Annotated in this window: 20 protein-coding genes; 15 read left to right on the forward strand and 5 right to left on the reverse strand. The window is 62.3% G+C overall.

Going from position 1 to position 21755, the window contains the following annotated elements:
* Position 1 precedes the first annotated feature (1 nt).
* From AABA34_RS16285 to AABA34_RS16330, 10 genes are all read left to right on the forward strand, one after another.
* Positions 2 to 886 carry an NAD-dependent epimerase/dehydratase family protein gene (locus AABA34_RS16285; protein ID WP_034955459.1) on the forward strand — a complete coding sequence of 295 codons (885 nt, stop codon included), beginning with the start codon at positions 2 to 4 and terminating at the stop codon, positions 884 to 886.
* 276 nt (positions 887 to 1162) lie between these two features.
* The gene (locus tag AABA34_RS16290; protein WP_338303387.1) at positions 1163 to 2098 is read left to right on the forward strand and encodes a fatty acid desaturase; all 936 of its coding nucleotides are present in this window, start codon (positions 1163 to 1165) and stop codon (positions 2096 to 2098) included.
* A 118-nt stretch (positions 2099 to 2216) separates the two neighbouring features.
* Positions 2217 to 3854, forward strand: coding sequence for a magnesium-protoporphyrin IX monomethyl ester anaerobic oxidative cyclase (bchE, locus tag AABA34_RS16295; protein ID WP_338303388.1), 1638 nt, complete (start codon positions 2217 to 2219; stop codon positions 3852 to 3854).
* Positions 3844 to 4464 (forward strand): bacteriochlorophyll 4-vinyl reductase, encoded by a 621-nt coding sequence (bchJ, locus tag AABA34_RS16300; protein WP_338303389.1) that lies wholly within the window; start codon positions 3844 to 3846, stop codon positions 4462 to 4464. The genes bchE and bchJ overlap by 11 nt, the downstream gene beginning before the upstream one ends.
* 84 nt (positions 4465 to 4548) lie before the next feature.
* Entirely contained in the window at positions 4549 to 5784 is a 1236-nt protein-coding gene (locus AABA34_RS16305) for a DUF418 domain-containing protein (RefSeq protein ID WP_338303390.1), read from the forward strand.
* Between the two features lie 109 nt (positions 5785 to 5893).
* A complete protein-coding gene (locus AABA34_RS16310; protein WP_338303391.1) occupies positions 5894 to 7000 on the forward strand; it encodes an acyltransferase family protein in 1107 nt (368 codons plus the stop codon).
* A gap of 153 nt (positions 7001 to 7153) precedes the next feature.
* Positions 7154 to 7720, forward strand: a complete 567-nt coding sequence (ahpC, locus tag AABA34_RS16315) for an alkyl hydroperoxide reductase subunit C (RefSeq protein ID WP_338303392.1) — start codon at positions 7154 to 7156, stop codon at positions 7718 to 7720.
* A 186-nt stretch (positions 7721 to 7906) separates the two neighbouring features.
* Positions 7907 to 9496 carry an alkyl hydroperoxide reductase subunit F gene (ahpF, locus tag AABA34_RS16320; RefSeq protein ID WP_338303393.1) on the forward strand — a complete coding sequence of 530 codons (1590 nt, stop codon included), beginning with the start codon at positions 7907 to 7909 and terminating at the stop codon, positions 9494 to 9496.
* 118 nt (positions 9497 to 9614) lie between these two features.
* Positions 9615 to 11819 carry a catalase/peroxidase HPI gene (gene katG, locus AABA34_RS16325; RefSeq protein WP_338303394.1) on the forward strand — a complete coding sequence of 735 codons (2205 nt, stop codon included), beginning with the start codon at positions 9615 to 9617 and terminating at the stop codon, positions 11817 to 11819.
* 126 nt (positions 11820 to 11945) lie between these two features.
* Positions 11946 to 12569, forward strand: coding sequence for a Pr6Pr family membrane protein (locus AABA34_RS16330; RefSeq protein ID WP_338303395.1), 624 nt, complete (start codon positions 11946 to 11948; stop codon positions 12567 to 12569).
* On the opposite strand, the gene AABA34_RS16335 is transcribed toward AABA34_RS16330, so the two are convergent.
* Positions 12566 to 13417 carry a LytTR family DNA-binding domain-containing protein gene (locus AABA34_RS16335; protein ID WP_338303396.1) on the reverse strand — a complete coding sequence of 284 codons (852 nt, stop codon included), beginning with the start codon at positions 13415 to 13417 and terminating at the stop codon, positions 12566 to 12568. The two genes, AABA34_RS16330 and AABA34_RS16335, sit on opposite strands and share 4 nt — an antisense overlap.
* 179 nt (positions 13418 to 13596) lie before the next feature.
* Between AABA34_RS16335 and AABA34_RS16340 the strand changes: the two genes are divergently transcribed.
* A complete protein-coding gene (locus AABA34_RS16340; protein ID WP_338303397.1) occupies positions 13597 to 14145 on the forward strand; it encodes a DUF2306 domain-containing protein in 549 nt (182 codons plus the stop codon).
* A 5-nt stretch (positions 14146 to 14150) separates the two neighbouring features.
* On the opposite strand, the gene AABA34_RS16345 is transcribed toward AABA34_RS16340, so the two are convergent.
* The 3 genes from AABA34_RS16345 to AABA34_RS16355 all read right to left on the reverse strand — a co-directional run bounded on the left by AABA34_RS16345 (position 14151) and on the right by AABA34_RS16355 (position 16660).
* The gene (locus AABA34_RS16345; RefSeq protein ID WP_338303398.1) at positions 14151 to 14729 is read right to left on the reverse strand and encodes a Smr/MutS family protein; all 579 of its coding nucleotides are present in this window, start codon (positions 14727 to 14729) and stop codon (positions 14151 to 14153) included.
* Positions 14726 to 15919 (reverse strand): murein transglycosylase A, encoded by a 1194-nt coding sequence (gene mltA, locus AABA34_RS16350; RefSeq protein WP_445083786.1) that lies wholly within the window; start codon positions 15917 to 15919, stop codon positions 14726 to 14728. Before mltA ends, AABA34_RS16345 begins: the two co-directional genes overlap by 4 nt.
* An 81-nt stretch (positions 15920 to 16000) precedes the next feature.
* Positions 16001 to 16660, reverse strand: a complete 660-nt coding sequence (locus AABA34_RS16355) for a Tim44/TimA family putative adaptor protein (RefSeq protein ID WP_084155806.1) — start codon at positions 16658 to 16660, stop codon at positions 16001 to 16003.
* Positions 16661 to 17017: 357 nt separating this feature from the next.
* Between AABA34_RS16355 and secB the strand changes: the two genes are divergently transcribed.
* The 4 genes from secB (at position 17018) to AABA34_RS16375 (ending at position 21261) form a co-directional block, all read left to right on the forward strand.
* Complete coding sequence (gene secB, locus AABA34_RS16360) at positions 17018 to 17554, forward strand: protein-export chaperone SecB (protein ID WP_252260540.1); 537 nt, start codon at positions 17018 to 17020, stop codon at positions 17552 to 17554.
* Between the two features lie 27 nt (positions 17555 to 17581).
* The gene (gene murJ / locus AABA34_RS16365; RefSeq protein WP_338303399.1) at positions 17582 to 19177 is read left to right on the forward strand and encodes a murein biosynthesis integral membrane protein MurJ; all 1596 of its coding nucleotides are present in this window, start codon (positions 17582 to 17584) and stop codon (positions 19175 to 19177) included.
* A gap of 189 nt (positions 19178 to 19366) precedes the next feature.
* The gene (gene trpS, locus AABA34_RS16370) at positions 19367 to 20386 is read left to right on the forward strand and encodes a tryptophan--tRNA ligase (protein ID WP_034955484.1); all 1020 of its coding nucleotides are present in this window, start codon (positions 19367 to 19369) and stop codon (positions 20384 to 20386) included.
* A 227-nt stretch (positions 20387 to 20613) separates the two neighbouring features.
* Positions 20614 to 21261: a DUF4136 domain-containing protein gene (locus AABA34_RS16375; RefSeq protein ID WP_338303400.1), complete on the forward strand. Its 648-nt coding sequence runs from the start codon at positions 20614 to 20616 to the stop codon at positions 21259 to 21261.
* A gap of 84 nt (positions 21262 to 21345) precedes the next feature.
* Here AABA34_RS16375 and AABA34_RS16380 read toward each other — a convergent pair whose 3' ends face one another.
* Positions 21346 to 21684 carry a YjhX family toxin gene (locus AABA34_RS16380; RefSeq protein ID WP_338303401.1) on the reverse strand — a complete coding sequence of 113 codons (339 nt, stop codon included), beginning with the start codon at positions 21682 to 21684 and terminating at the stop codon, positions 21346 to 21348.
* Positions 21685 to 21755 lie beyond the last annotated feature (71 nt).

Here is a 21755-nt window from a genome sequence, read left to right on the forward strand (position 1 = left end):
TTTGAGGGTAGTCCTCACCGGCTCATCGGGCCGCATCGGGCGCGCGATCTTCGGGGCGCTTTCGCCTGATCACGATGTCATCGGGATTGATCGCAACGCTTTTTCGACGACGCGGATCATCGGCGATTGCACCGACCGTGAATTGCTCAAAGCTGCGCTCGACGGAGCGGACGCGGTGATCCATGCCGCCGGTCCGCACGCCCCGCATGTGGGCGTGGTATCCGATTCCGAGTTTCTCCTCGTCAATGTCGAAGGGACGCGGACGATCGCTGAAATCGCACAAGCAAGCGGGGTCAGACGTTTCCTCTACACCTCCACCACCGCGCTTTACGGACACGCGGTGGAGCCGGGGCGCTGCACGTGGATCGACGAGGAGACGACGCCGCAGCCGCGCACGATCTACCATCGCACCAAGCTTGCGGCAGAGGCGCTGCTCGAAGATCTGGCCTCCGCCGAAATGCCCGTGCGTGTCCTGCGCATGTCGCGCTGCTTCCCCGAACCCGCACCGTTGATGGCGGCCTATCGCCTGCATCGCGGGGTCGATGCGCGCGATGTGGCAACCGGGCACGCGCTGGCTCTTGCCGACGATGGCGCGCCGTTTGAACGTTTTGTCCTTTCGGGTGCTTCCCCGTTCTCGCGGGAAGACTGCGACGATCTGGCCCGCGATGCGGCGGGCGTGATCCGCGCAAGACTGCCGAGCCTCGCCGCCGAGTTCGAGCGCAGGGAGTGGCCGCTGCCGCGCAGCATCGACAGGGTTTATTCAAGCGCGAAGGCAGAGGAAGCGCTTGGCTGGAAGGCGCGCTTTGACTGGCGCGAGGTGCTGGCTCAGGCGGATCGGGACGATCTCGAAGTGCTTCCTGCAGCCTTACCTGCCGGGAAGGGTTGACGGCTTGGGCGCTGAACCTTCGTCCCTTGTCATCCGATTTTCGTCCAATGGTGATAGCCACAGTCCCGATCGCTTGATAACCAAGCATCCGTTCCATTTTACAAGGCCATAGGTGTCGCCATCACTCTAGAATCCGCCCCGCTGGCGCACGACTTCGATGAAAACGAGCCCGCACCGACCTGCGGCCTGTCTGCCGGCAGCGCGGTTGCGACGCCTGACCTGCGCGATCTGACGCGCAAGCTAGCGCAGTTTCGCACACCGCGCCTCAGCCGCAGCATGTGGGAACTGGGATCGACGCTGGTTCCCTTCATTGCGGCATTCGCGGCGATGCTGTTCGCGGTGGAGGCCGGGTATTACATCGCGCTGCTGCTCGCACCGGTTGCGGGGCTGCTGCTGCTGCGGCTGTTCATCATCCAGCACGATTGCGGCCACAATGCCTTCCTCAAGCGCAAGAAGACCAACAACTGGATCGGCCGTGCCATCGGCGTGTTCACCCTGACGCCCTATGATTGCTGGGCGCGCAGCCATGCCTTGCACCACGCCAGCACGGGCAATCTCGACGCGCGAGGGTTTGGCGATGTCGATACGCTGACGGTGCGCGAATATATGGAGAAGGGCCGGATCGGGCGGCTGTTCTATCGCCTCTATCGCCATCCGGTGGTTCTGCTCGGCCTTGGCCCGGCGTATCTGTTCCTGCTGCGGCACCGTCTGCCGATCGGGTTGATGAAGGCGGGCGTCGCCTATTGGGTCAGCGCGCTGGCGACCAATGCGGTGACGGCTTCGATCCTGATCGCGCTGGCGCTGGTTTTCGGTGTGGCAACGACGGCCATCGTGTTCCTGCCGGTGCTGCTGATCGCGGCGTCGACAGGCGTGTGGCTGTTCTATGTCCAGCACCAGTTCGACGACGCGCAATGGGACAAGAAAGCCGACTGGTCGTTCCACGAGGCGGCTTTTGCGGGCAGTTCCTATCTCGATCTGCCGCCCGTGCTGCGCTGGTTCACGGGCAATATCGGCATCCACCACATCCATCACCTGATGGCGCAGATCCCGTTCTATCGCCTGCCCGATGCGCTGCGCGCGCACCCGGAGCTGGCGCAATACAACCGGATCACCCCGCGCCAGACCCCGCGCCTGTTCATGCTGGCGCTGTGGGACGAGGAACGGCGGCGGCTGGTCAGCTTCCGCGAAGCCCGGAAGCTCGCGCAGGCCTGAAACCGGTCTTTCCGATTCGAACTCTAATTTGATTTGGCGCAATGCAGCGCCCCCTGCCCCGAGTCACTTATGTCGACGGGATCGACATAGCTGACACTTGGTTTGGGGGCATATCGCTGTGCGCATTCTCTTCGTTCATCCCAATTATCGTTCCGGTGGCGCGGAGATCGCAGGCACCTGGCCACCCGCATGGGTCGCCTATCTTTCCGGCCCGCTGAAGCGCGCAGGATTTACCGACATCCATTTCATCGACGCGATGACCGAAGAGGTCGACGACGCCGAGCTGGAACGCCGCATGCGCGAGCTCCAGCCCGATGTCGTAGGCACCACATCGATCACCCCCTCCATCTACGCTGCCGAGCGCGTGCTCGAAATCGCTGCCCTAACAGTCCCCAAGGCAGTGCGCGTGCTTGGCGGCGTACACGCGACCTTCATGTACAAGCAGGTGCTGACAGAGGCCCCGCATATCGACGTGATCGTGCGCGGCGAAGGCGAGGAGATCGCGGTCGAGCTGTTCACCGCGATATCCGAGGGCCGCTGGCCGCGCGACCGCGCCACAATCAAGGGGCTGGCCTATCGCGAGCTGGACAAGATCGTCGCCACCCCTGCCGCCGACACCGTCAAGGATATGAGCACGCTTAAGCCCGATTGGGACGTACTCGACTGGAGCCTTTACACCTATCTGCCCTTGGGCACCCGCGTCGCGATCCCCAATCTTGCACGCGGGTGCCCATTCACCTGCTCGTTCTGTTCGCAATGGAAATTCTGGCGCGACTACCGCATCCGCGATCCCAAGGACGTGGTCGACGAAATCGAGGAGCTGCATGAAAAGCACGGTGTCGGCTTCTTCATCCTCGCCGACGAGGAACCGACGATCAACCGCAAGAAGTTCATCGAATTCTGTCAGGAACTGATTGATCGCGGCCTTCCGGCAAAGGTGAAATGGGGGATCAACACCCGCGTCACCGATATCTATCGCGACAAGGAATTGCTGCCCTTCTACCGCAAGGCAGGGCTGGTTCACGTCAGCCTCGGCACAGAGGCCGCGGCGCAGATGAAGCTCGACCGGTTCAACAAGGAAACCAAAGTCGAAGAGAACAAGCAGGCGATCAAGCTGCTGCGCGATGCGGACATTTTCGTCGAGGCGCAATTCATCGTCGGGCTGGACAATGAAACGCCCGAAACGCTTGAAGAAACCTATCGCATGGCGTGGGACTGGCAGCCCGATCTTGCCAACTGGGCGATGTACACGCCCTGGCCGTTCACGCCCCTGTTTGAAGAGATCAAGGATCAGGTCGAGATCCACGATTTCAGCAAATACAATTTCGTCACCCCGATCATGAAACCCACCGCGATGGAGCGCGGGGAACTGCTCGACGGAGTGATGAAGAACTACCGCCGGTTCTACATGCAAAAGGCGCTGTTCCATTATCCGTGGCGGGGTACGGGCTTCCGGCGGCGGTATTTGCTGGGATGCCTTTATGCCTTCCTGCGGGCAGGCTTCAAACGCACCTTCTACGATCTGGGTAAAGCCGGATATTGGGGGCCGCAAACCAAGAAGCAGCTCGACTGGCATTTCGACACGAGCCGCGAGGTCGCCGCCGAGGCCGCGACCGACTGGCAGACCAATGCCGACAAGGCCGCTCAAGCCGCCGCCCGCCGCGAAGCCGTGCGCAAGCAGATGAAGGAACGCGCCGAGGATCGCCGCGAAGAACGCGCGGCGGAACGCCAGCCGGACAGGATCGATGTTGATTGAAGGCCCGGTTGCTGCGGCGCAGGAGACGGGGTCGGAACCCCCGGCAGCGTTGATCGGCCCCAATGCCATACTGCAGGCGCTACCCGTGATGGAGCGGCTGCTCGGCGCAAGCGAAAGCGCCCATATCCTGCAGGAAGCACGGATCGCCACCTTGCCGGATGGCGAAAGCATGATCCCCGAAGCCGACGCCATGCGGCTGCATCACGCCCTGTCCATGCGCGACCCGTTCGAGGCGATCGATATCGCCCGCGAGGCCGGGCACGGCACCGCCGACTACATCATTGCAAACCGAATTCCGCGCATCGCAGCCAAAATCCTGCAGTGGCTCCCCGCGTGGCTCGCCGCACCGCTGCTGATGAAAGCGATCGCGCGCCACGCGTGGACTTTCATCGGTTCGGGCCGGTTTGAGGCGGATGGCGGATGGTGCTTTACCATCGACCGGACCGAGGCGGACGATCTGATGATGCCGACTGACAGCCTGTTCGAATGGTACGGAGCGGTGTTCACCCGGCTATACCAGAGGCTGGTGCACCCACACGCACGATGCCGCGACGAAGGGCCGCTGGCGATGCATCGTTTCGCCCATGGCTATCGCATCGAGATAGGATAACCGCCCGTTCAGTGCTTGGTCGCTTGCCAAGCCGCCGAATTGCTTTACCCCCTTGCTTCAGGGTCATGCCATGGGGGAAAGAGCATGAATTCCGGAAATTGTGACGCGGCCGCGCCGGTAACATCGGCGGCGCGGGTCGGCGAACTCGACGTCTTGCGCGGTTTCGCGCTGCTGGGCGTGCTGGTGGTCAACATCATGTCGTGGCTGGTCTATCCATGGTTCGCGACCGAGGCGCAGACAGATGCGCTGGCTGTGACCCAGGCTGACGAAAACGCGCAATTCATGATGATGTGGCTGGGCGCGGACAAGGCGAACACGCTGTTTGCCTTCCTGTTCGGCGTGGGCTTTGCGGTCCAGATGGAGCGGCTGGAAGGGCGAGGCGCCGATTTCCAGCGGATCTACCGGCGCAGGCTGTTCGTGCTGCTCGCATTCGGGCTGATGCACCTGTTGTTCTTGTGGCCGTTCGACATTCTTCACCTCTACGCCCTTGCCGGGTTCATGCTGCTGGCGGTGCGCCGGGTGAGCGACCGGGTGCTGCTGGGCGTCGGACTGATCCTCGCCTTCGCGGCAAGGCCGGTGATCGCCTTCGTGCTTGAGGAAACCGGGATTAGCGGCCCGGCGTTCAAGGCCTCTTTCAACGACGCTGCGATCATGGAACGGGCGAACGAGACTTCACTGTTCGGCCTTTCCGGAGAATTCTTCGAAGTCGGCGTGTTCGGCTGGATGGCGAGCGGCTATATCCTTGCATGGCTGTTCTACGCCTTTGGCCGGTTCCTGATTGGCGCCTATGTCGCGCGCAAGGGCTGGATTCAGCGCAGCGGCGAATTGCTCGACGGATGGCGCAAGGTGGCACTGATCTGCCTGCCGCTGGGGCTGGCCGGACAGTTTGTTGCCGCCGCGATCGATCTGGAAACATGGGAATGGTCGGCGCAGCTGGAATGGGCGCACGCCTGGGTGCATTACCCCACCGTGCCGCTGATCGCCGCCGGTTATGTCGCCACACTGATCCTGATCTTCCATTCGCCTGCAAAGCCGCTGGCGCTGGTGTTCGCGCCGGTGGGACGCATGGCCTTGACGAATTATGTCACGCAAAGCTTCGTCATCGGCTTTCTCGCCTACAAGGCCGCGGGCGGCCCCGCGCTGGCGGGCAATGCCGGGCCGGCGCTGCTGATCGGGATCGCCTTTGCCATCTATGCCGCACAAACGGTGTTCTCGCACCTCTGGCTCAGCCGGTTTGCCTATGGCCCGCTGGAATGGTGCTGGCGCACGCTGACCTATGGCGAGGCACCGAAGATACGGCGGGAGGCCCTGCCCGCCTGACCGGGCGGAACGGGCCGTTTTTGCCCAAGGGCGTAATGCGCGTCGATTAGGCGCTTGGTAACCATGATCGGGCTAGGCTGGTCTCTCGTTTTCGTGCGGGAGACCGGTGTTGGACAAGATCAGGGGATTTGACGGGCTGCGCGCCCTGTCCGTCCTGTTCGTGATCCTCACGCATCTGGGCATCTATACGACCGCGCAATCCGCCGGATGGCTGCCGGAAACCGCCGCGCCGATCATCAGCGGCACCACCGGCGTGCAGATATTCTTCGTCCTTTCCGGTTTCCTGATAACCAGCCTGCTGATCGGGGAGCAGCGGGCGACCGGGACAATCTCGCTAAAGGGATTCTATATCCGCCGGGCGCTGCGCATCCTGCCGCTGTATTTCCTGTGCCTTGTGCTGACATGGTTCGTCGATGTCTTCGTCTGGCCGGTGGCAAGCGATCCGGCCCTGATTTTCGCGGCAACTTTCAACACCAGCTTCATACCGCGCGAATGGTATTCCTCGATCCTGGGCCACACATGGTCGCTTTCGGTGGAGGAGCATTTCTACATCGTCTGGCCCGCCGCGCTGCTGCTTGCATACCGGTTTTCCTACGGTCGCGCGCTACGCCATCTGTTGATCGGATCGGCAATCAGCCTTGCCCTACTGGCTGTGGCGCTGCGGATAGAGGCGCTCGACGATGCCTATTTCCTTGCCCGCTGGAGCATCTTTGCAGGCGCATGGATCGCGCTGGGCTGCGCGGCTGCGATTGTCGTGAACGGCGGTGAGTATCGCGGCGCCAACGCCTTTCTCGCATCGCACTGGGCACTGGCCCTCGCGGTCGCGCTGTTCCTTCACAGCCTCGTTCTCGGTTTCCTGCCCAAGCCGCTGGACGAAATCCTGCGCGTCGGCGGCGCGGTGCTGCTGGTCTGCTGGATCGTTCACAATCAGAAATCGCGACTGGTCGAAACACTCGAATACGGGCCGCTCGCCTATCTGGGGAAGATTTCCTACGGTCTTTACATGTGGCAGGGCTTTTTCCTTGCCACCGGCCCGGGGCGTGCACCCGGCCAGCTGTGGCCGCTCAATCCCGGCCTTGGCCTGATCCTGCTGTGCGTGGTCGCTCCGCTGTCCTACCATTTCTTTGAAAAGCGGTTCCTGCGGCTTTCCGCCGCCTATCGCCATTCGGCCCCGTCGCGCCCGGACGCAGAAACCAGAACCGCGCCCGCAGCCTGATTGGAACTTTTCCGATCGGTTCCCGTTTCGGTGATTGAGATTTCCGATCTTCGCAATCGCACAAATTAGCTTTTGTGCGGCGCAACAATGCTTAGATGGGCGTCACAAGTTTCACCCTCTCCAATCACCCCAATCAAAACGAGGAACACAACCATGGGTATCATCGGTTCGACCATCAAACCGTTCACCGCCACCGCTTTCAAGGCCGGCGAAAACTTCTTCGACGTCACCGAAAAGGACATCGAAGGCAAGTGGGCGGTCTTCTTCTTCTACCCGGCCGACTTCACCTTCGTCTGCCCGACCGAGCTCGAAGACCTCGGCGAGAAGTACGACATGCTGCAGTCGATGGGCGTCGAAGTCTTCGCCGTCTCGACCGACACCCACTTCAGCCACAAGGCATGGCACGACACTTCGGAAAAGATCGGCAAGCTGAAGTACGCCTTCCTCGGCGATCAGAACCAAGTGCTGTCGAACAACTTCGGCGTGCTGCGCGAAGGCGTCGGCCTTGCTGACCGTGCGACCTTCGTGGTCGATCCGGACGGCGTGATCCAGATCATGGAAATCACCTGCGAAGGCGTCGGCCGCAATGCCAACGAACTGACCCGCAAGATCAAGGCCGCCCAGTACGTGCGCGCCAACCCGGGTCAGGTCTGCCCGGCAGCTTGGGAAGAAGGCGCCGAAACGCTTGCTCCCTCGCTCGACCTGGTCGGCAAGATCTAACACCAGATCGGGGCGGCGCCGCTCTCTCCCCCCCTTTCCGCAGCGCTGCCCTGAAGACCCCGAGCCAGAACAAGGTTCGGGTCGCAGACGGGCCGGAAGCCCTCGCCTCCTCTCCCCCCTGGCGAGCGAGTTTCCGGCCCTGACTGCCCCACGGGGCAAATCACAGCCATTCTATCGGAGGAATCCATGCTCGACCCGAACATGCAGACCCAGCTCAAGAGGTATCTCGCCAATCTTCGCGAGCCGATCGAGCTCGTCGCATCGCTGGACGATTCCGAAAAATCCGCTCAGACTCGCGAACTGCTGACAGAGATCGCCGCACTGCACGACATGGTCAGCGCGTCGTTTGACGGCACTCATGCGCGCAAGCCCAGCTTCATCATCCGCCGCGCCTCCGACGCGCAACGCTGGGTGCGGTTTGCCGGTCTGCCGATGGGCCATGAATTCACATCGCTGGTGCTGGCCCTGCTGTGGGCCGGTGGCCACCCGCCCAAGATTGACGCCGACCTGATCGAGCAGGTGCGCGCGCTCGAAGGCGATTTCGAATTCGAGATGTTCTTCTCGCTTTCGTGCCACAACTGCCCCGACGTGGTGCAGGCGCTGACGCTGATGGCGCTGGAAAACCCGCGCATCACCGCCACGCTGATCGAAGGCGGCACCTTCCAAGACGAAGTCGAGGAACGCGGCGTGCTCGCGGTTCCGGCGACCTTCCTCAACGGCGAAAGCTTCTACAACGGCAAGATGGAACTGGCCGAAATCCTGTCCAAGCTGGACAGCGGCGCGGACGACAAGGCGGCTGAAAAGCTGAACGCCAAGGACCCGTTCGAAGTGCTGATCATCGGCGGTGGCCCCGCCGGTGCGGCTGCGGGTGTCTACACCGCGCGCAAGGGCTTCCGCACGGGCATCGCGGCGGAGCGTTTCGGCGGCCAGCTTCAGGACACGCTCGGGATCGAAAACCTGCCGGGCACCAGCTACACCGAAGGGCCCAAGCTGTCGGATGACCTGAAAAAGCAGGTGGCCGACAATGCGATCGACATGATGGACCTCGCCCGTGCAACCCAAATCAAGCCGGCAAGCAAGGCTGGCGGGATGCACGAAGTGGTGATGGCGAACGGCGCGGTGCTGAAATCACGCGCAATCATCCTTGCGACCGGTGCCCGCTGGCGCAATCTCGGCGTGCCGGGCGAAGCCGAATACCGCAACAAGGGCGTAGCATATTGCCCGCATTGCGACGGCCCGCTGTTCAAGGGCAAGCGGATCGCGGTAATCGGCGGCGGCAATTCGGGCGTCGAAGCGGCGATCGACCTTGCCGGGATCGTCGGCCATGTCACCCTGATCGAATTCGACACCAAGCTGCGCGCGGACGAAGTTCTGCAACGCAAGCTGCGTTCGATGCCGAATGTCGCCATCATCACCAACGGTCAGACGACCGAAATCCTTGGCGATGGCAGCCGCGTGAATGGTCTGGTGCTGAAAGACCGCGCCAGCAACGAGGAACGCACCATCGAACTCGAAGGCGTGTTCGTCCAGATCGGACTTGTCCCGAACACCGAATGGCTCCGCGAAACGGACCTCGAACTTTCGAAGTTCGGCGAGATTGTCGTCGATGATCACGGCGCGACGAACCTGCCGGGCATTTATGCCGCAGGCGACTGCACCACCGTCAAGGACAAGCAGATCGTGGTGGCGATGGGCAGCGGCGCGACCGCGGGGCTTGGCGCATTCGATTATCTGATCCGCAACGAACCGGTCGAAGAGGTCGCGCAAGCAGCCTGATCGCCTGACTAAATCAATCAGCCCAGTTTAATCGATTGGACTGATCAGGCCGCGTGCATCATTCTCCTCTCATCATGCTCGAACAGTTTCGAGTCTTACGAGAGAGAGGAGAACCCCTATGGACGCGAAGACAGGTGAAATGAGTGGCGGCTGCCCGTTCCACGGCGATGGCGGGATGCGCACGCTGCTGGGCCGCACCAACAAGGACTGGTGGCCCGAGGCAACGCAGCTCGACATCCTGACCGAGGAAGGCAAGTCCGCCAATCCCTATGGCGAAGACTTCGACTATCCTGCTGCTTTCAACACGCTCGATTACAAGGCGCTGAAGGCTGATCTGACCGCGCTGATGACAGACAGCCAGGATTGGTGGCCCGCCGACTACGGCCACTACGGCCCGTTCTTCATCCGCATGGCATGGCACGCGGCAGGCACCTATCGCACCGGCGACGGTCGCGGCGGTGCAGGCAGCGGGCAACAGCGTTTCGCTCCGCTCAACAGCTGGCCCGACAACGGCAACCTCGACAAGGCGCGCCGCCTGCTTTGGCCGATCAAGCAGAAATACGGCAAGGCGATCAGCTGGGCCGATCTCTACATCCTCGCCGGCAATGTCGCGATTGAAAGCATGGGCGGGCCGGTGTTCGGATTTGGCGGCGGCCGTGCCGACGTGTTCGAGCCGGAAAGCGTCTATTGGGGCACCGAAGCGCAGTGGGTGAACGAAGGCGTCGCCACCCGCATCCAGCCCAAGGAAGGCATGGCGCTCGAAAACCCGCTCGCCGCGATCCAGATGGGCCTGATCTACGTCAATCCCGAAGGCCCCGGCGGCAATCCCGATCCGCTGGAAAGCGCGCGCGACATGCGTGAAACCTTCGCCCGGATGGCGATGAATGACGAAGAAACCGTCGCGCTTACCGCAGGCGGCCACGCTTTCGGCAAGGCGCATGGCGCGCAGCCCTCCGACACATTCGGCGGCGCACCCGAAGGCGAAGCGCTTGAGCGGCAGGGCTTTGGCTGGCTGATCGACGAAGAGGAAATTGCCAAGGGCCACATCACCACTTCGGGTATCGAAGGCAGCTGGTCGAACAATCCGACTGCGTGGAGCCACGACTATTTCCGGCTGCTGTTCAAATATGACTATGAACTGGTGCACAGCCCCGCGGGCGCGCAGCAGTGGACGCCGATCAATCCCGATCCGGAAGACATGGCGCCCGACGCACGCGATCCTTCGAAGAAGGTGCCGACCATTATGACCACCGCCGACATGGCGCTGAAGATGGACCCGGAATATCGCAAGATTTCGGAGCGTTTCCTGAACAATCCGGAACAGCTTGACGATGCCTTTGCCCGCGCCTGGTTCAAGCTGTGCCACCGCGATATGGGACCGAAGGTGCGGTATATGGGGCCGGAAGTCCCCGAAGAAACGCTGATCTGGATGGACCCGGTTCCCGCCGGCACCACCCCGTCGGATGCGGAAGTCGCCCGGTTCAAGGACGCGATCCTCGGCAGCGGCCTGACGATCAGCGAACTGGTGAAGGCGGCGTGGGCTTCGGCTTCGACCTATCGCAAGTCCGATCACCGTGGCGGCGCAAATGGTGCGCGCATCACTCAGGCCCCGCAGAATGACTGGGCCGCGAACGATCCCGCCGAACTCGCAAGGGTTCTGGCCAAGATCGACGAGCTTCGCGGTGATCTCAGCATGGCCGATGCGATCGTGCTGGCCGGTTCGGCAGCGGTCGAAAAGGCGGCGCGCGATGCGGGCCATGACGTGACCGTGCCGTTTCTGGGTGGCCGCGGCGACTGTGCGCCCGAGCACACCGATGCGGCCAGCTTCGAACCGCTTGAGCCGTTTGCCGACGGGTTCCGCAACTACCTCAAGACCAAGGCGAACGTCCGCACCGAAGACATGCTGATCGACAAGGCGCACCTGTTGGGCCTGTCGATCCCCGAACTGACCGTGCTGGTCGGCGGGCTGCGGGTGCTGGGCGCGAACAGCGGCAACACCGCGCATGGCGTGTTCACTGACACAGTCGGCGTGCTGACGACGGACTTCTTCCGCAACTTGCTCGATATGAGCACCAAGTGGACGCCCGTCGATGGCAGCGGTGACGAGGAATATGTCGGCACCTGCCGCAAGACCGGTGCGAAGAAGTACACCGCGACCCGCGCAGACCTGATCTTCGGTTCCAACTCGCAGCTTCGCGCTCAGGCCGAAGTCTATGCCGAGACCGGAGCTGAAGGGAAGTTCGTCTGCGACTTCATCAGCGCCTGGAACAAGGTGATGAATGCTGATCGCTTCGACGTGAAATACGCCAAGTACAGCGGCTGAACCGCTGCATCATCCTGAACCCTGACCACCCCCCATTGTCGGTCAGGGTCGCGAGGGACCCCCGGTGGAAACGCCGGGGGTCTTTTGTATTGGCAGGCGGCTGAAATGCGGTGATAGACACGCACCATGAACACTATCGCTGAACCATCGACGCGGCGCTTTCCCGCGGAAAGGCTTTTCGCCGCATTGATATCGGGGGCGGCATTGGCGGCATTGGCGACTGAGATCGCCGTGGGTCAGGGCAGCGCTGCGGCAAACGCCGGCGGCCTGCTGCGGTTCTTCACGATCTGGGGCAATGTCGGGGCCTTCGCCGTAATGGGATGGGCTGCGTCTGGCCGCCCCGTCGCGCCAAAGGTGATGGCCGCCCTTGCAACCATGCTGACAGTGATCGGCAGCGTTTATTGGGCGTTGTTGGCAGCGGATCATCATCCCGAAGGATGGCAGCTTGTCACCAATCAGGTGTTCCACACGCTCGTCCCGATTGCGGTGGTGGCATGGTGGCTGCGGTTCACGCCGCCAACCGCCGATGTCAGCGCGTTGGTTCCGGCGATCATGACGCCGCCGCTTGCCTATGGGGCCTTTGCGGTGGTGCTGGGCGAGCTGACCGGGTTTTATGCCTACTTCTTCCTCGACCTGACACGGCTTGGCGCATTCCAGTATGCGATCAGCAATGTCGTTCTGGCGGCTTTCTTTGCCATGGTCGGCGCCGGACTGGCGACGATCAAGAACGCATTGAATGCGCGCTTCTAGATCCAGCCAGCGGTTTTCAGTTCGCTGACCTGCGCGCGTGCCACAGGCGCTTCCAGACCGCCTGACAGCACCAGCCGGACGTTGCGCCCCTCGCGCTTGATGTCCTCAACGGCAAGCCGCGCTACCCACCAGCTGCGATGCACCTGACGCCCTTCGACATCGGAGAGATAGGCCATCGCATCGCGCAGCCGCATCAGCACCAGTTCGCTGCCCAGCGCGGTGTGGACGCGGACATAATGGTCCTCCATCTCCAGCGCGATCACGTCGCTGCCCAGTTCACCGGCCAGTTGATCGATCAGCGGATTGGATGGCGGCACGGGCAGAGTGTCAGCCGGACGGGCAGGCGGGCTTTGCTCAGTCACGGCAGCCTCAACCCGGTCATCAACGCCGCTGTCTTCACGCTGCGAGTTCTCCCCGCCTGATCCGATGACGTTGAACAGCAAGGTCACGCCGCCACCGATCACGAAGACGTAGAAATAGCTCATCAGCGCCTCATCAAGTGGGGGCACTGGCGGCCAATTGGGCATGAACTGGACGATATAGACCATCACCGTCATCGGCACGGTCGCGATTAAAGTGGCGAAGATCCAGAGCGGCAGCAACGGCAGGTCAAGGCCGCGGTGCATCCGCTCGACCACAAAACTCATCGGGGAATAGATGACATAGCCGATATAGGCGAAGGCCAGCCAGCTCAGCAGGCGGACCGGAAACGGATTGGCGATCGTCCCGAACGGGCCGATGATGGCGAGAAACAGACCGATCACCGTCATGATCGCAAGATCGGTCAGGATCTTGCGCAGCAACGCCGCGCGATGTCCTATTGCCTGTTCGTCCTGCGCTGAACCCATGAACCTCAAATGCCTGCCCGTTCGCGCTTCGTAAAGTGGCAAGTGGTGCAAAAACCGGGCTTTGCCGCACCGTTGACGCAACCTGGGGCCAAATCCCGCAAGCCCGGTTGCCGGTGAATGGGCAGGCGGCACAGTGATCCTCGATCAAGACAACACCGTCTTCGAGGAGAACCTTCAACATGACTGTCATCACCGCAAATTCGCCACTTGCCCGTGTAATCAAAGGTCCGGCAGGGCCTGCCTTCGATCTCAGCCCACGCGTTCGCGCAATCGTTGCGGTTGCCGGCACGGTGATGACGCTAGCGACAGTTATCGCAATCTTTCGCGGACTGACCGGGCTTGCTCCGGAAAGCGTGGCAACGCGCTATCTTGCAGTAATCATCCATGTCGCCACCGTGCTTCCGGCGATCCCTCTGGGTGGTTACCTGCTCCTGGCACCCAAGGGCACCGCCTTGCACAAATTGCTGGGCAGGATCTGGGTGGCATTGATGGTGACGACGGCCTTGTCCGCCATCTTCATCAAGACCAGCGGGAACTTCAGCTTCATCCATATCTTTGTGCCGATGACGCTGATCGCCTCATACAAGCTGGTCGCCACAGCACGGCGCGGCGACATGAAGGGGCACAAGAAGGAAATTCTCAGCCTCTACCTCGGTGCTCTGATGATACCAGGCATCTTTGCTTTCGCTTTGCCCGGACGGTTGATGAATGTCTGGCTGCTGGGGTAAGGCAGCTATCTGGGGCGCTTCATCACCAGATACAGCGCCCCGTCACCACCATGGCGGATATGTGCGCGGCGCACTGCCGCAATCGCCTCGGAATGGTGGCTTGCTGCCAGCCAGTCGAGCAGCTTGGCGCGGATCGCGCCGCGTTTGTGCTGGCGATCAGCCGGATCGACCGGCCTTTCGCGTCCCGCCACCACCAGCACCACCCGCGCGCCCATCGCCCGCGCCTGATCAAGCCCGGCAATGATCCTTGTGTAGGCGCTGTCGAGCGTGTGGCCATGCAGGTCGAGCGTGTAGTCTGGCGAGATGTCGCCCGACTTGATCCGCCGGTTCCAATGCCCGTCGAGCTGCGAAGTGAACGCCCGCTTTGGCGGCGGCGGAGTGGCGGCTGCGGGCCGCTTTGCCACCACGAGCTTGGGCGCGGGCTTCATCACCGGCTTGGGCGATGGCTTTGGCGAAACATGGCGTTTGGGCTCGCTTTCGGCGGCGACACCGGGAACCTTGCGCCCGGCCAGCGGAGTGACGCTTTGCGCCAGACGCGCCCACGCCGCCTGCTCTTCGGCGGAAAGACCGCGGGGGATCGTCATTGCGCGGAATTGAGCCGTGCCACCGTGCCCTTTGGCAGCAGCAACAGCGCCTGCCCGCGTGCGCTCATTCCGCCGGCAATTCGGCGTGCGTCTTCGCCTGCGCCCCAGAAGGTGTCGAAACGGTTCACCCCCTTGATCGCTCCGCCGGTGTCCTGTGCGATCCACAGGCCATTGGCCTCGCGCCGGTCAAGCTCGAGCCAGACGGGCGCACCCAGCGGCACAAAGGCCGGGTCCGCCGCGACCGATGCTTCGCGTCGAACCGGTACGCCCAGCGCGCCCAATGGCCCGTCACCGCGCAATTCGCGGAAGAAAATCCAGCTCTTGTTGAGGCGCATCAGATCACGCCCTTCACGCGGGTTTTCGCGGATATAGGCCATGATGCCCTGCATCGATCCGGGATACTGGCCCGGCCCATCACCCAGCAGCCCGCGCTCGCGCATGACGCCGCCGATCCCGGTGTAACCGCGCCCGTTCTGCCCAGCGTATCCGATACGGATCACTTCGCCCGTCTCGGTGCGGATGCGGCCCGATCCCTGAATCTGGAGGAAGAAGAATTCGACCGGATCGGCCGCCCAGGCGATTACCGGCACCCGCCCTTCAAGCGCCCCGTCCTCGATCTCGGCCCGTTCGTAATAGGGGACGAAATTGCCGTCCCTGTCATACCGGCCGAGCGGCGCGCGCCCGGTGCGTTCGGACGCGGGTGTATCAGCGGGCCAGCCGCGAACCAGATCATCGGGCATGGCATAGACAGGGACATAGCCCGGCTTGCGGGTGCGGCTGCCCATGATCTCAGGCTCGAAATATCCGGTCGCAAAGGCACTGCCGTCACCAACCCGCACGGTTTCGAAATGCGTCTCGAAGAAATGCGGTGCATCGTCGAGCGGCCAGTTCACCGCAGCCTCGCAAGCCGGACGCCAATCGGCACCATAGGCAAGGCCGCTCACGTCATCGCGCCGCAACAATTGCGGACAGGATTCGATGAAAGCGGCCAAGGCCGTTCCGGCGTCCTCGCGCCCGATGCCGAGCGCGCCAACGCTTGGCCCCTGGCTGACCCCGGCCATCGCGGCGCTCACCACGCCAGCGGCGGGCGGAACGGGGATCACGGTGCTGGGCGGCGAGCTTTCGGGAATGATCGCACAGGCGCTCAAGATGGCGATAGAAGCGAACAGCGCCCCGAACCCGCTGGCAATGGATGCCGGTTTGCGGCGCGGTGTTTCAGGCCCGTCGAGCCGAATGACCCCGGCAGTATCCGCGCCCCCGATTGCCAAGACTTACCCTTCGTCGGTTTCGTCGAGCAGCCAGTTGGGATCATTCGAGCCAACATTGCGGCTGAAGGTCCAGACGTCGCGGCTCTCGATCGCATCGTCGAGGCTTCCCGCGATCACATTGCCATCCGCATCGCGGGTGACAGCGGCGATATCGGCAACAAACAGGATCGCGATCCGCGCCATGCGCTTGTCGAGCGAAGCCGAATGGATGCGGGTTTCCTCGATCCGGATCAGCTTGTTGTCGAGCGTGTGACCAGCGGCCTCGCGCTCGTCGATCGCGGCGATGAAACCTTCGTAGACGTCATCGTCGCACAGGTCGCGCAGCGTTTCGCGGTCACCGTTCCAGAACGCTTCGAGCACCATTTCATAGGCACCCTTGGCGCCCTGCATGAATTGCGAAATGTCGAAACCGCGATCCGCAGCCGCGATCTCGCGCACGCCACGCTCAACCGCGGGCATCACCCCTTCAAGCTCGATCGCGCGCGGCGGCACCGGCTGGGTCGCCTGCGGGGCGATCGAACCGGGTGCGGAGGCATTGTCGCCCGCGTCAAAACGCTGCGGGATCGACTCTTCCTCATGCTCCGCCCGGCGGCCAAGCACGGAATACAGGCGCAGCCCCAGGAATGCGGCAATCATGGCAAGGATGACGATTTCTAGAATCACGGTAGTACCTGGTATCCTTTCAGCGCCCTTTAGCGGGCGGCCTGATCAATTCGGCGTTGAGCCGGCAGACAGAAAACAGCGCAAACTGTCCCTAAATACGGCCAACGCGGTATCAAGATGCGTGTCGTCCCATAAATAGGCACCAAATTCAATTCGCCAACGCCTTTTCGGTTTCACAAAACCGTAAAACCTTGCTTTTCGTGGCTGCCATGCAACCGTTCAGCGTGTGCGGCGCCCCATTGCCTGTATCGCGCACCCCTGCTAGGCGCGCGGGCTTCTAGGGACATCTTGTGCGTGGCGCATTAAACCATGCACGCTGAGCAATATCTGAACAGTCAAACGAAAGACCAAACGATCATGGCCGAAGAAGGCGACGTTCTCACGAATCTCGACAACCCCGGTGCGGGTGCAAACGGCGCGGACAATCAGCCCGCTGCCGGCATCATCACGCAGTATGTGAAGGACCTGTCGGTCGAAAACCCGAACGCGCCGGACGTGTTCCAATGGACCGATGCGCCCAAGGTCGACGTGCAGTTCAACATCGGTGCGCAGCCCAAGGGCGAGCAGGTGACCGAGGTCGAGCTGAAGATCAACATCACCGCTTCTTCGGCCAAGGGCACCGCCTACATCGTCGAGCTGTCCTATTGCGGCCTGATCGGCATCCGTAACATTCCCGAAGAGCAGGCCCACGCGTTCCTTTTCGCCGAAGCTCCGCGCATGCTCTTCCCCTTCGCCCGCCGCGTCGTCGCCGATGCCGTGCGCGATGCCGGGTTCCCGCCGCTGATGGTCGATCCGATCGACTTCAACGGCCTGTACATCCAGCAGCTTCAGGCGAAGCGCGCACAGGAAGCCGCGGCTGCGGGCAACGCCCCCTCGCCCACCGGCGACGCGTAAACGCGTAACCGTGCGGGCCTGATCGCCATGAGCCTGCTCAAACATGTCGGCACGATCGGCTCGCTCACGCTGGTGAGCCGCGTGGCCGGCATGGCGCGCGAAATGATTTTCGCCCGCGTGCTCGGTGCCAACGAGGTGACCGATGCGTGGTTTCAGGCCTTCATCATCCCCAACGTGTTCCGTCGGCTGTTTGCCGAAGGCGCGTTTTCGGCCGCATTCGTGCCGATGTTCTCAAAGCGCCTGCACCGGGCGGAAACCCCGGAGCAGGGGCTGGAGGAAGCGCGCAGTTTCAGCGCCGATGTGCTTTCCGTTTTCCTGCCGGTGCTGATCGCGCTGGTGGCGGTGTTCGAACTGGCGATGCCGGGGGTGATCTGGCTGCTGTCGGAAAAGCCGGTTGATCCGCAAACCTATCCGCTGGCGGTCGATTTCGCGCGGATCATGTTCCCCTACATCATCCTTGTCAGCCTGGTGACGCTGTTCACCGGAATGCTGAATTCGGTTTCGCGGTTCGCACCGGGGGCCAGCTTTCCGATCATTCTCAACATCGTGCTGATTGCCGCGCTGCTGACGGGCGAATGGTTTGCGTCCAACACCGGGGCAAGCGTCGAGCAAGTCGCCTATGGCATTGCATGGGCGGTGACAGGCGCGGGCGTGATGCAGCTGGCATGGCTGTACTACTGGGTCCGGGTCGAAGGGTTCGAGGTGAAGATGCGGCTGCCGCGCATCACCCCCGAAGTGAAACGGCTGGGCATCATCGCCCTGCCCGCAGCCATTGGAGGCGGCGCGTATCAGATCAACACGCTGGTGCAGCTATACTTCCTCAACCAGCTTGAGGACGGATCGGTCAGCTACATGAATTATGCCGACCGGCTGAACCAGTTGCCGCTGGGGATCATCGGCATTGCCCTGTCAACCGCGATCCTGCCGACGCTGAGCAAGTTCGTCGGCACCGGCAACAAGGAAGGCGCGGACCGGATCCAGTCGGATGCGATCGAACTGGCAATGCTGTTGACGATCCCGGCCGCGGTCGCGCTGGCAATTTGCGCCGAGGCGTTCGTCACCATGATATTTCAGGGCGGACGCTTCGATCTGGCTGATGCGGCGTCCACCGGGCAGGTGCTGGCCGCGCTGGTGATGGGCCTGCCCGCCTATGTGCTGGTGAAGGTGCTGGTTCCGAATTTCTACGCCCGCGCCGATACGCGCACCCCGGTGGTGGCGGCGTTCATTTCTCTGGCGGTGTTCATCACCTTCAACTTCGCGCTGCTGGACAGTTACGGTGTCGTCGGTGTCGCATTTGCCAGCGTGATCGGGGCGTGGATCAACGTCGGCTTCCTGCTGGTGGTGCTGGCCATGCGCGGACATTACCGCGTGCCCGGCGTGCTGCTGTTCAGGATTTCGCGACAGGTGCTGGCTGCAGCGGCGATGGGCGCGGTCTTGTTCTACACCAGCGATATCCTGACGGGCTGGTATTCCGCCGGGCTGTTCGCCCGGCTTGGCGCGCTGCTTGCGCTCGTGGGAGCGGCGGTGGTGGTCTATTTCGGCATCGCTTTCGCAGTTGGCGCGATCGACCGTCAGCGCATCGCTACGCTGACCCGCAAACAGGCTCCCACGGCGCCCGAGTGATCTTGCCCCCGTGGGCGGCTGTGCTATTGGCTGGGGCCATGACTGGTTCGCATCTCTTTTCAGGTTCAGCCCCGGCACGCTTCGTGCTGCGCGGGCGGGCGGCCCCTTACTGGCCAATCGGGCGATGGCTTGCGAGCTCATAATCTGAGCACCGCAGCTTCAATCCAGTTACAAAGAGAGTATCCCAAAATGAGAGTCGTTTCCGGCATCCAGCCGACGGGCAAGCCGCATCTCGGCAATTACCTCGGCGCTATCGTCAACTATGTGAAGCTTCAGGATGAAGCCCATGCAGCGGGCGGCGAATGCTTCATCTTCCTTGCCGACTTGCACGCGATCTCGCAGCCTCACAGCCCCGCCGAACTGACGCAGAACACGCGCGAAATGGTCGCCACGCTGGTCGCCTGCGGAGTGGACCCTGCAAAGACCGTGCTGTTCAACCAGGCGCAGGTTCCGGCCCATGCCGAACTGCAATGGCTGTTGAACGGCACGGCGCGGATGGGCTGGCTCAACCGCATGACGCAGTGGAAGGACAAGGCGGGCAAGAACCGCGAAGGCCAGTCGGTCGCGCTGTTCACATACCCCGTGCTTCAGGCTGCCGACGTGCTTCTTTATCAGGCTACGCATGTGCCGGTGGGAGAGGATCAGAAACAGCATCTGGAGCTCGCCCGCGACATCGCGCAGAAGTTCAACAATGATTTCTGCAGCGAGGACGCACCGCTGTTCACCCTGCCAGAACCTTACATTCCGCCCGCTGCGGCGCGGATCATGTCGCTGCGTGACGGATCGGCCAAGATGTCGAAATCCGATCCTTCGGACATGAGCCGCATCAGCCTGACGGACGATGCCGACACGATCATGAAGAAGATCAAGAAGGCAAAGACCGATCCAGAACCCCTGCCCTCGGAAGAAAAGGGGCTGGAGGAACGTCCCGAGGCGAAGAACCTTGTCGGCATCTATGCGGCGCTTACAGGCCAGACTGCGGAGCAGGTGCTCAGCCAGCACGGCGGGCAGGGTTTCGGCGCTTTCAAGCCCGCCCTGGGCGAAGTGCTGATCGAAACGCTCGCGCCCATCAACGCGCGCTTCATGGAGTTGAAGGACGATCAGGAGGCGCTCGACGCAATCCTTGCACGCGGGGCTGCGCAAGCACGCGAACGTGGCACGCCAACGCTTGATGCGGCATACAAGGCGCTGGGGCTGGTGCGCGGCTGACCGTTCCCGACTTGCGTTAAAGCGTGGTTCAGCCCGCGGTGTTACCTTGTTTCATAACAGTGGCAGGTCGCACAACAGGGTCACCGGCCGGAATTCCGGCGCGCATGGGGTAGGGCAACAGGTCGCTGGCTTAGCGTAAAGGCGCAGTCGTGTTGCATACGACGCGCTGGCGAATTGACTGAGGATATGCCATGATCATCCGTGAAATGAAAAAGCGCTCTACCCCTATGAGTCGAACCTTGCGCCTTGGCCTTCTTGGTGCTGTCGCGTTGGGCCTTGCTGCTTGCGCCCCTTCGTTCAAGGCTGACGTATCGCGCTTCCAGGCGCAACTGCCTGCACCGCAGGGCCAAAGCTTTGCCGTCGTGGCAGACGATCCGGCGCTGGCTGGTGGTCTTGAATTCGCGATGTATGCCGATCTGGTAGCCGCCGAAATGGCCAAGCTGGGTTACAACCGCGCAGCATCGCCGGAAACGGCGAACCTGCTGGTGCGGTTCGACTATGATGTCGACAACGGACGCGAGCGCGTTCGCACCACCGGCTTTGCGGGCGATCCGTTCTTTGGCCCGTGGGGCGGCTTTGGCGGCTTCGGTTTCCGTCGCAGCTATGCCTTTGGCTTCTACGATCCGTTCCTCGCAGGGCCGGAAGTGCGCAGCTACACCGTCTACACCAGCGGTGTGGAAATGAAGATCGACAACGCCGCCACGGGTGAACGCCTGTTCGAAGGGCAGGCGCAGGCCGTGTCCCGTTCGAACCGGCTGCAAAGCCTTGTGCCGAACCTCGTCGATGCGCTGTTCACCGATTTTCCCGGCAACAATGGCGAAACGCTGCGGATCACTATCCGCGAAGACGGAAAGAGCGTAAGACCGACCGATTGAGCCGGCAGCAGATCATACCCTTGGATGGGACGGAAAGGGCGGCGCAAGGGATCAGCGCCGCCCTTTTTGATTCTGGTAGTTACCCTACCGATTGTCGAACTGGGAGCGCACAGCTTCCAGCCCCTTTCGCGTGATGCGATACGGCTGGCCATCACGGCTCCTAATCAGCCTGCGCTTCCTGAGACGCTGGAATACCTCCAGCGTGCAATCGCTCAGCCGAAAGCCGTCACGGTTGAAGCAGTCGATGGTCGTAAACTTGCCGTGCGCGTCGCGCGCATATTGGATCTTACCACCCTGCGCGAGCACGTGCAGCACGCGCTGTTCATGCTTTGAAATGTTCAATGGAATTGTCCTGATTGTAGACCAAACTGAAGCGCGGCGACGGAACAACTCCGTGCCGGGCGCAATCAGGCTCGCGTGCACACAAGCACGCCGGAGCCGATCAGCTGGTTACAATCTCGGACATAGAACCCCGTGTTGGATCCCCACAGCCT

This window comes from Erythrobacter sp. Dej080120_24 (assembly GCF_036322605.1).
Lineage (GTDB): Bacteria > Pseudomonadota > Alphaproteobacteria > Sphingomonadales > Sphingomonadaceae > Erythrobacter > Erythrobacter aurantius.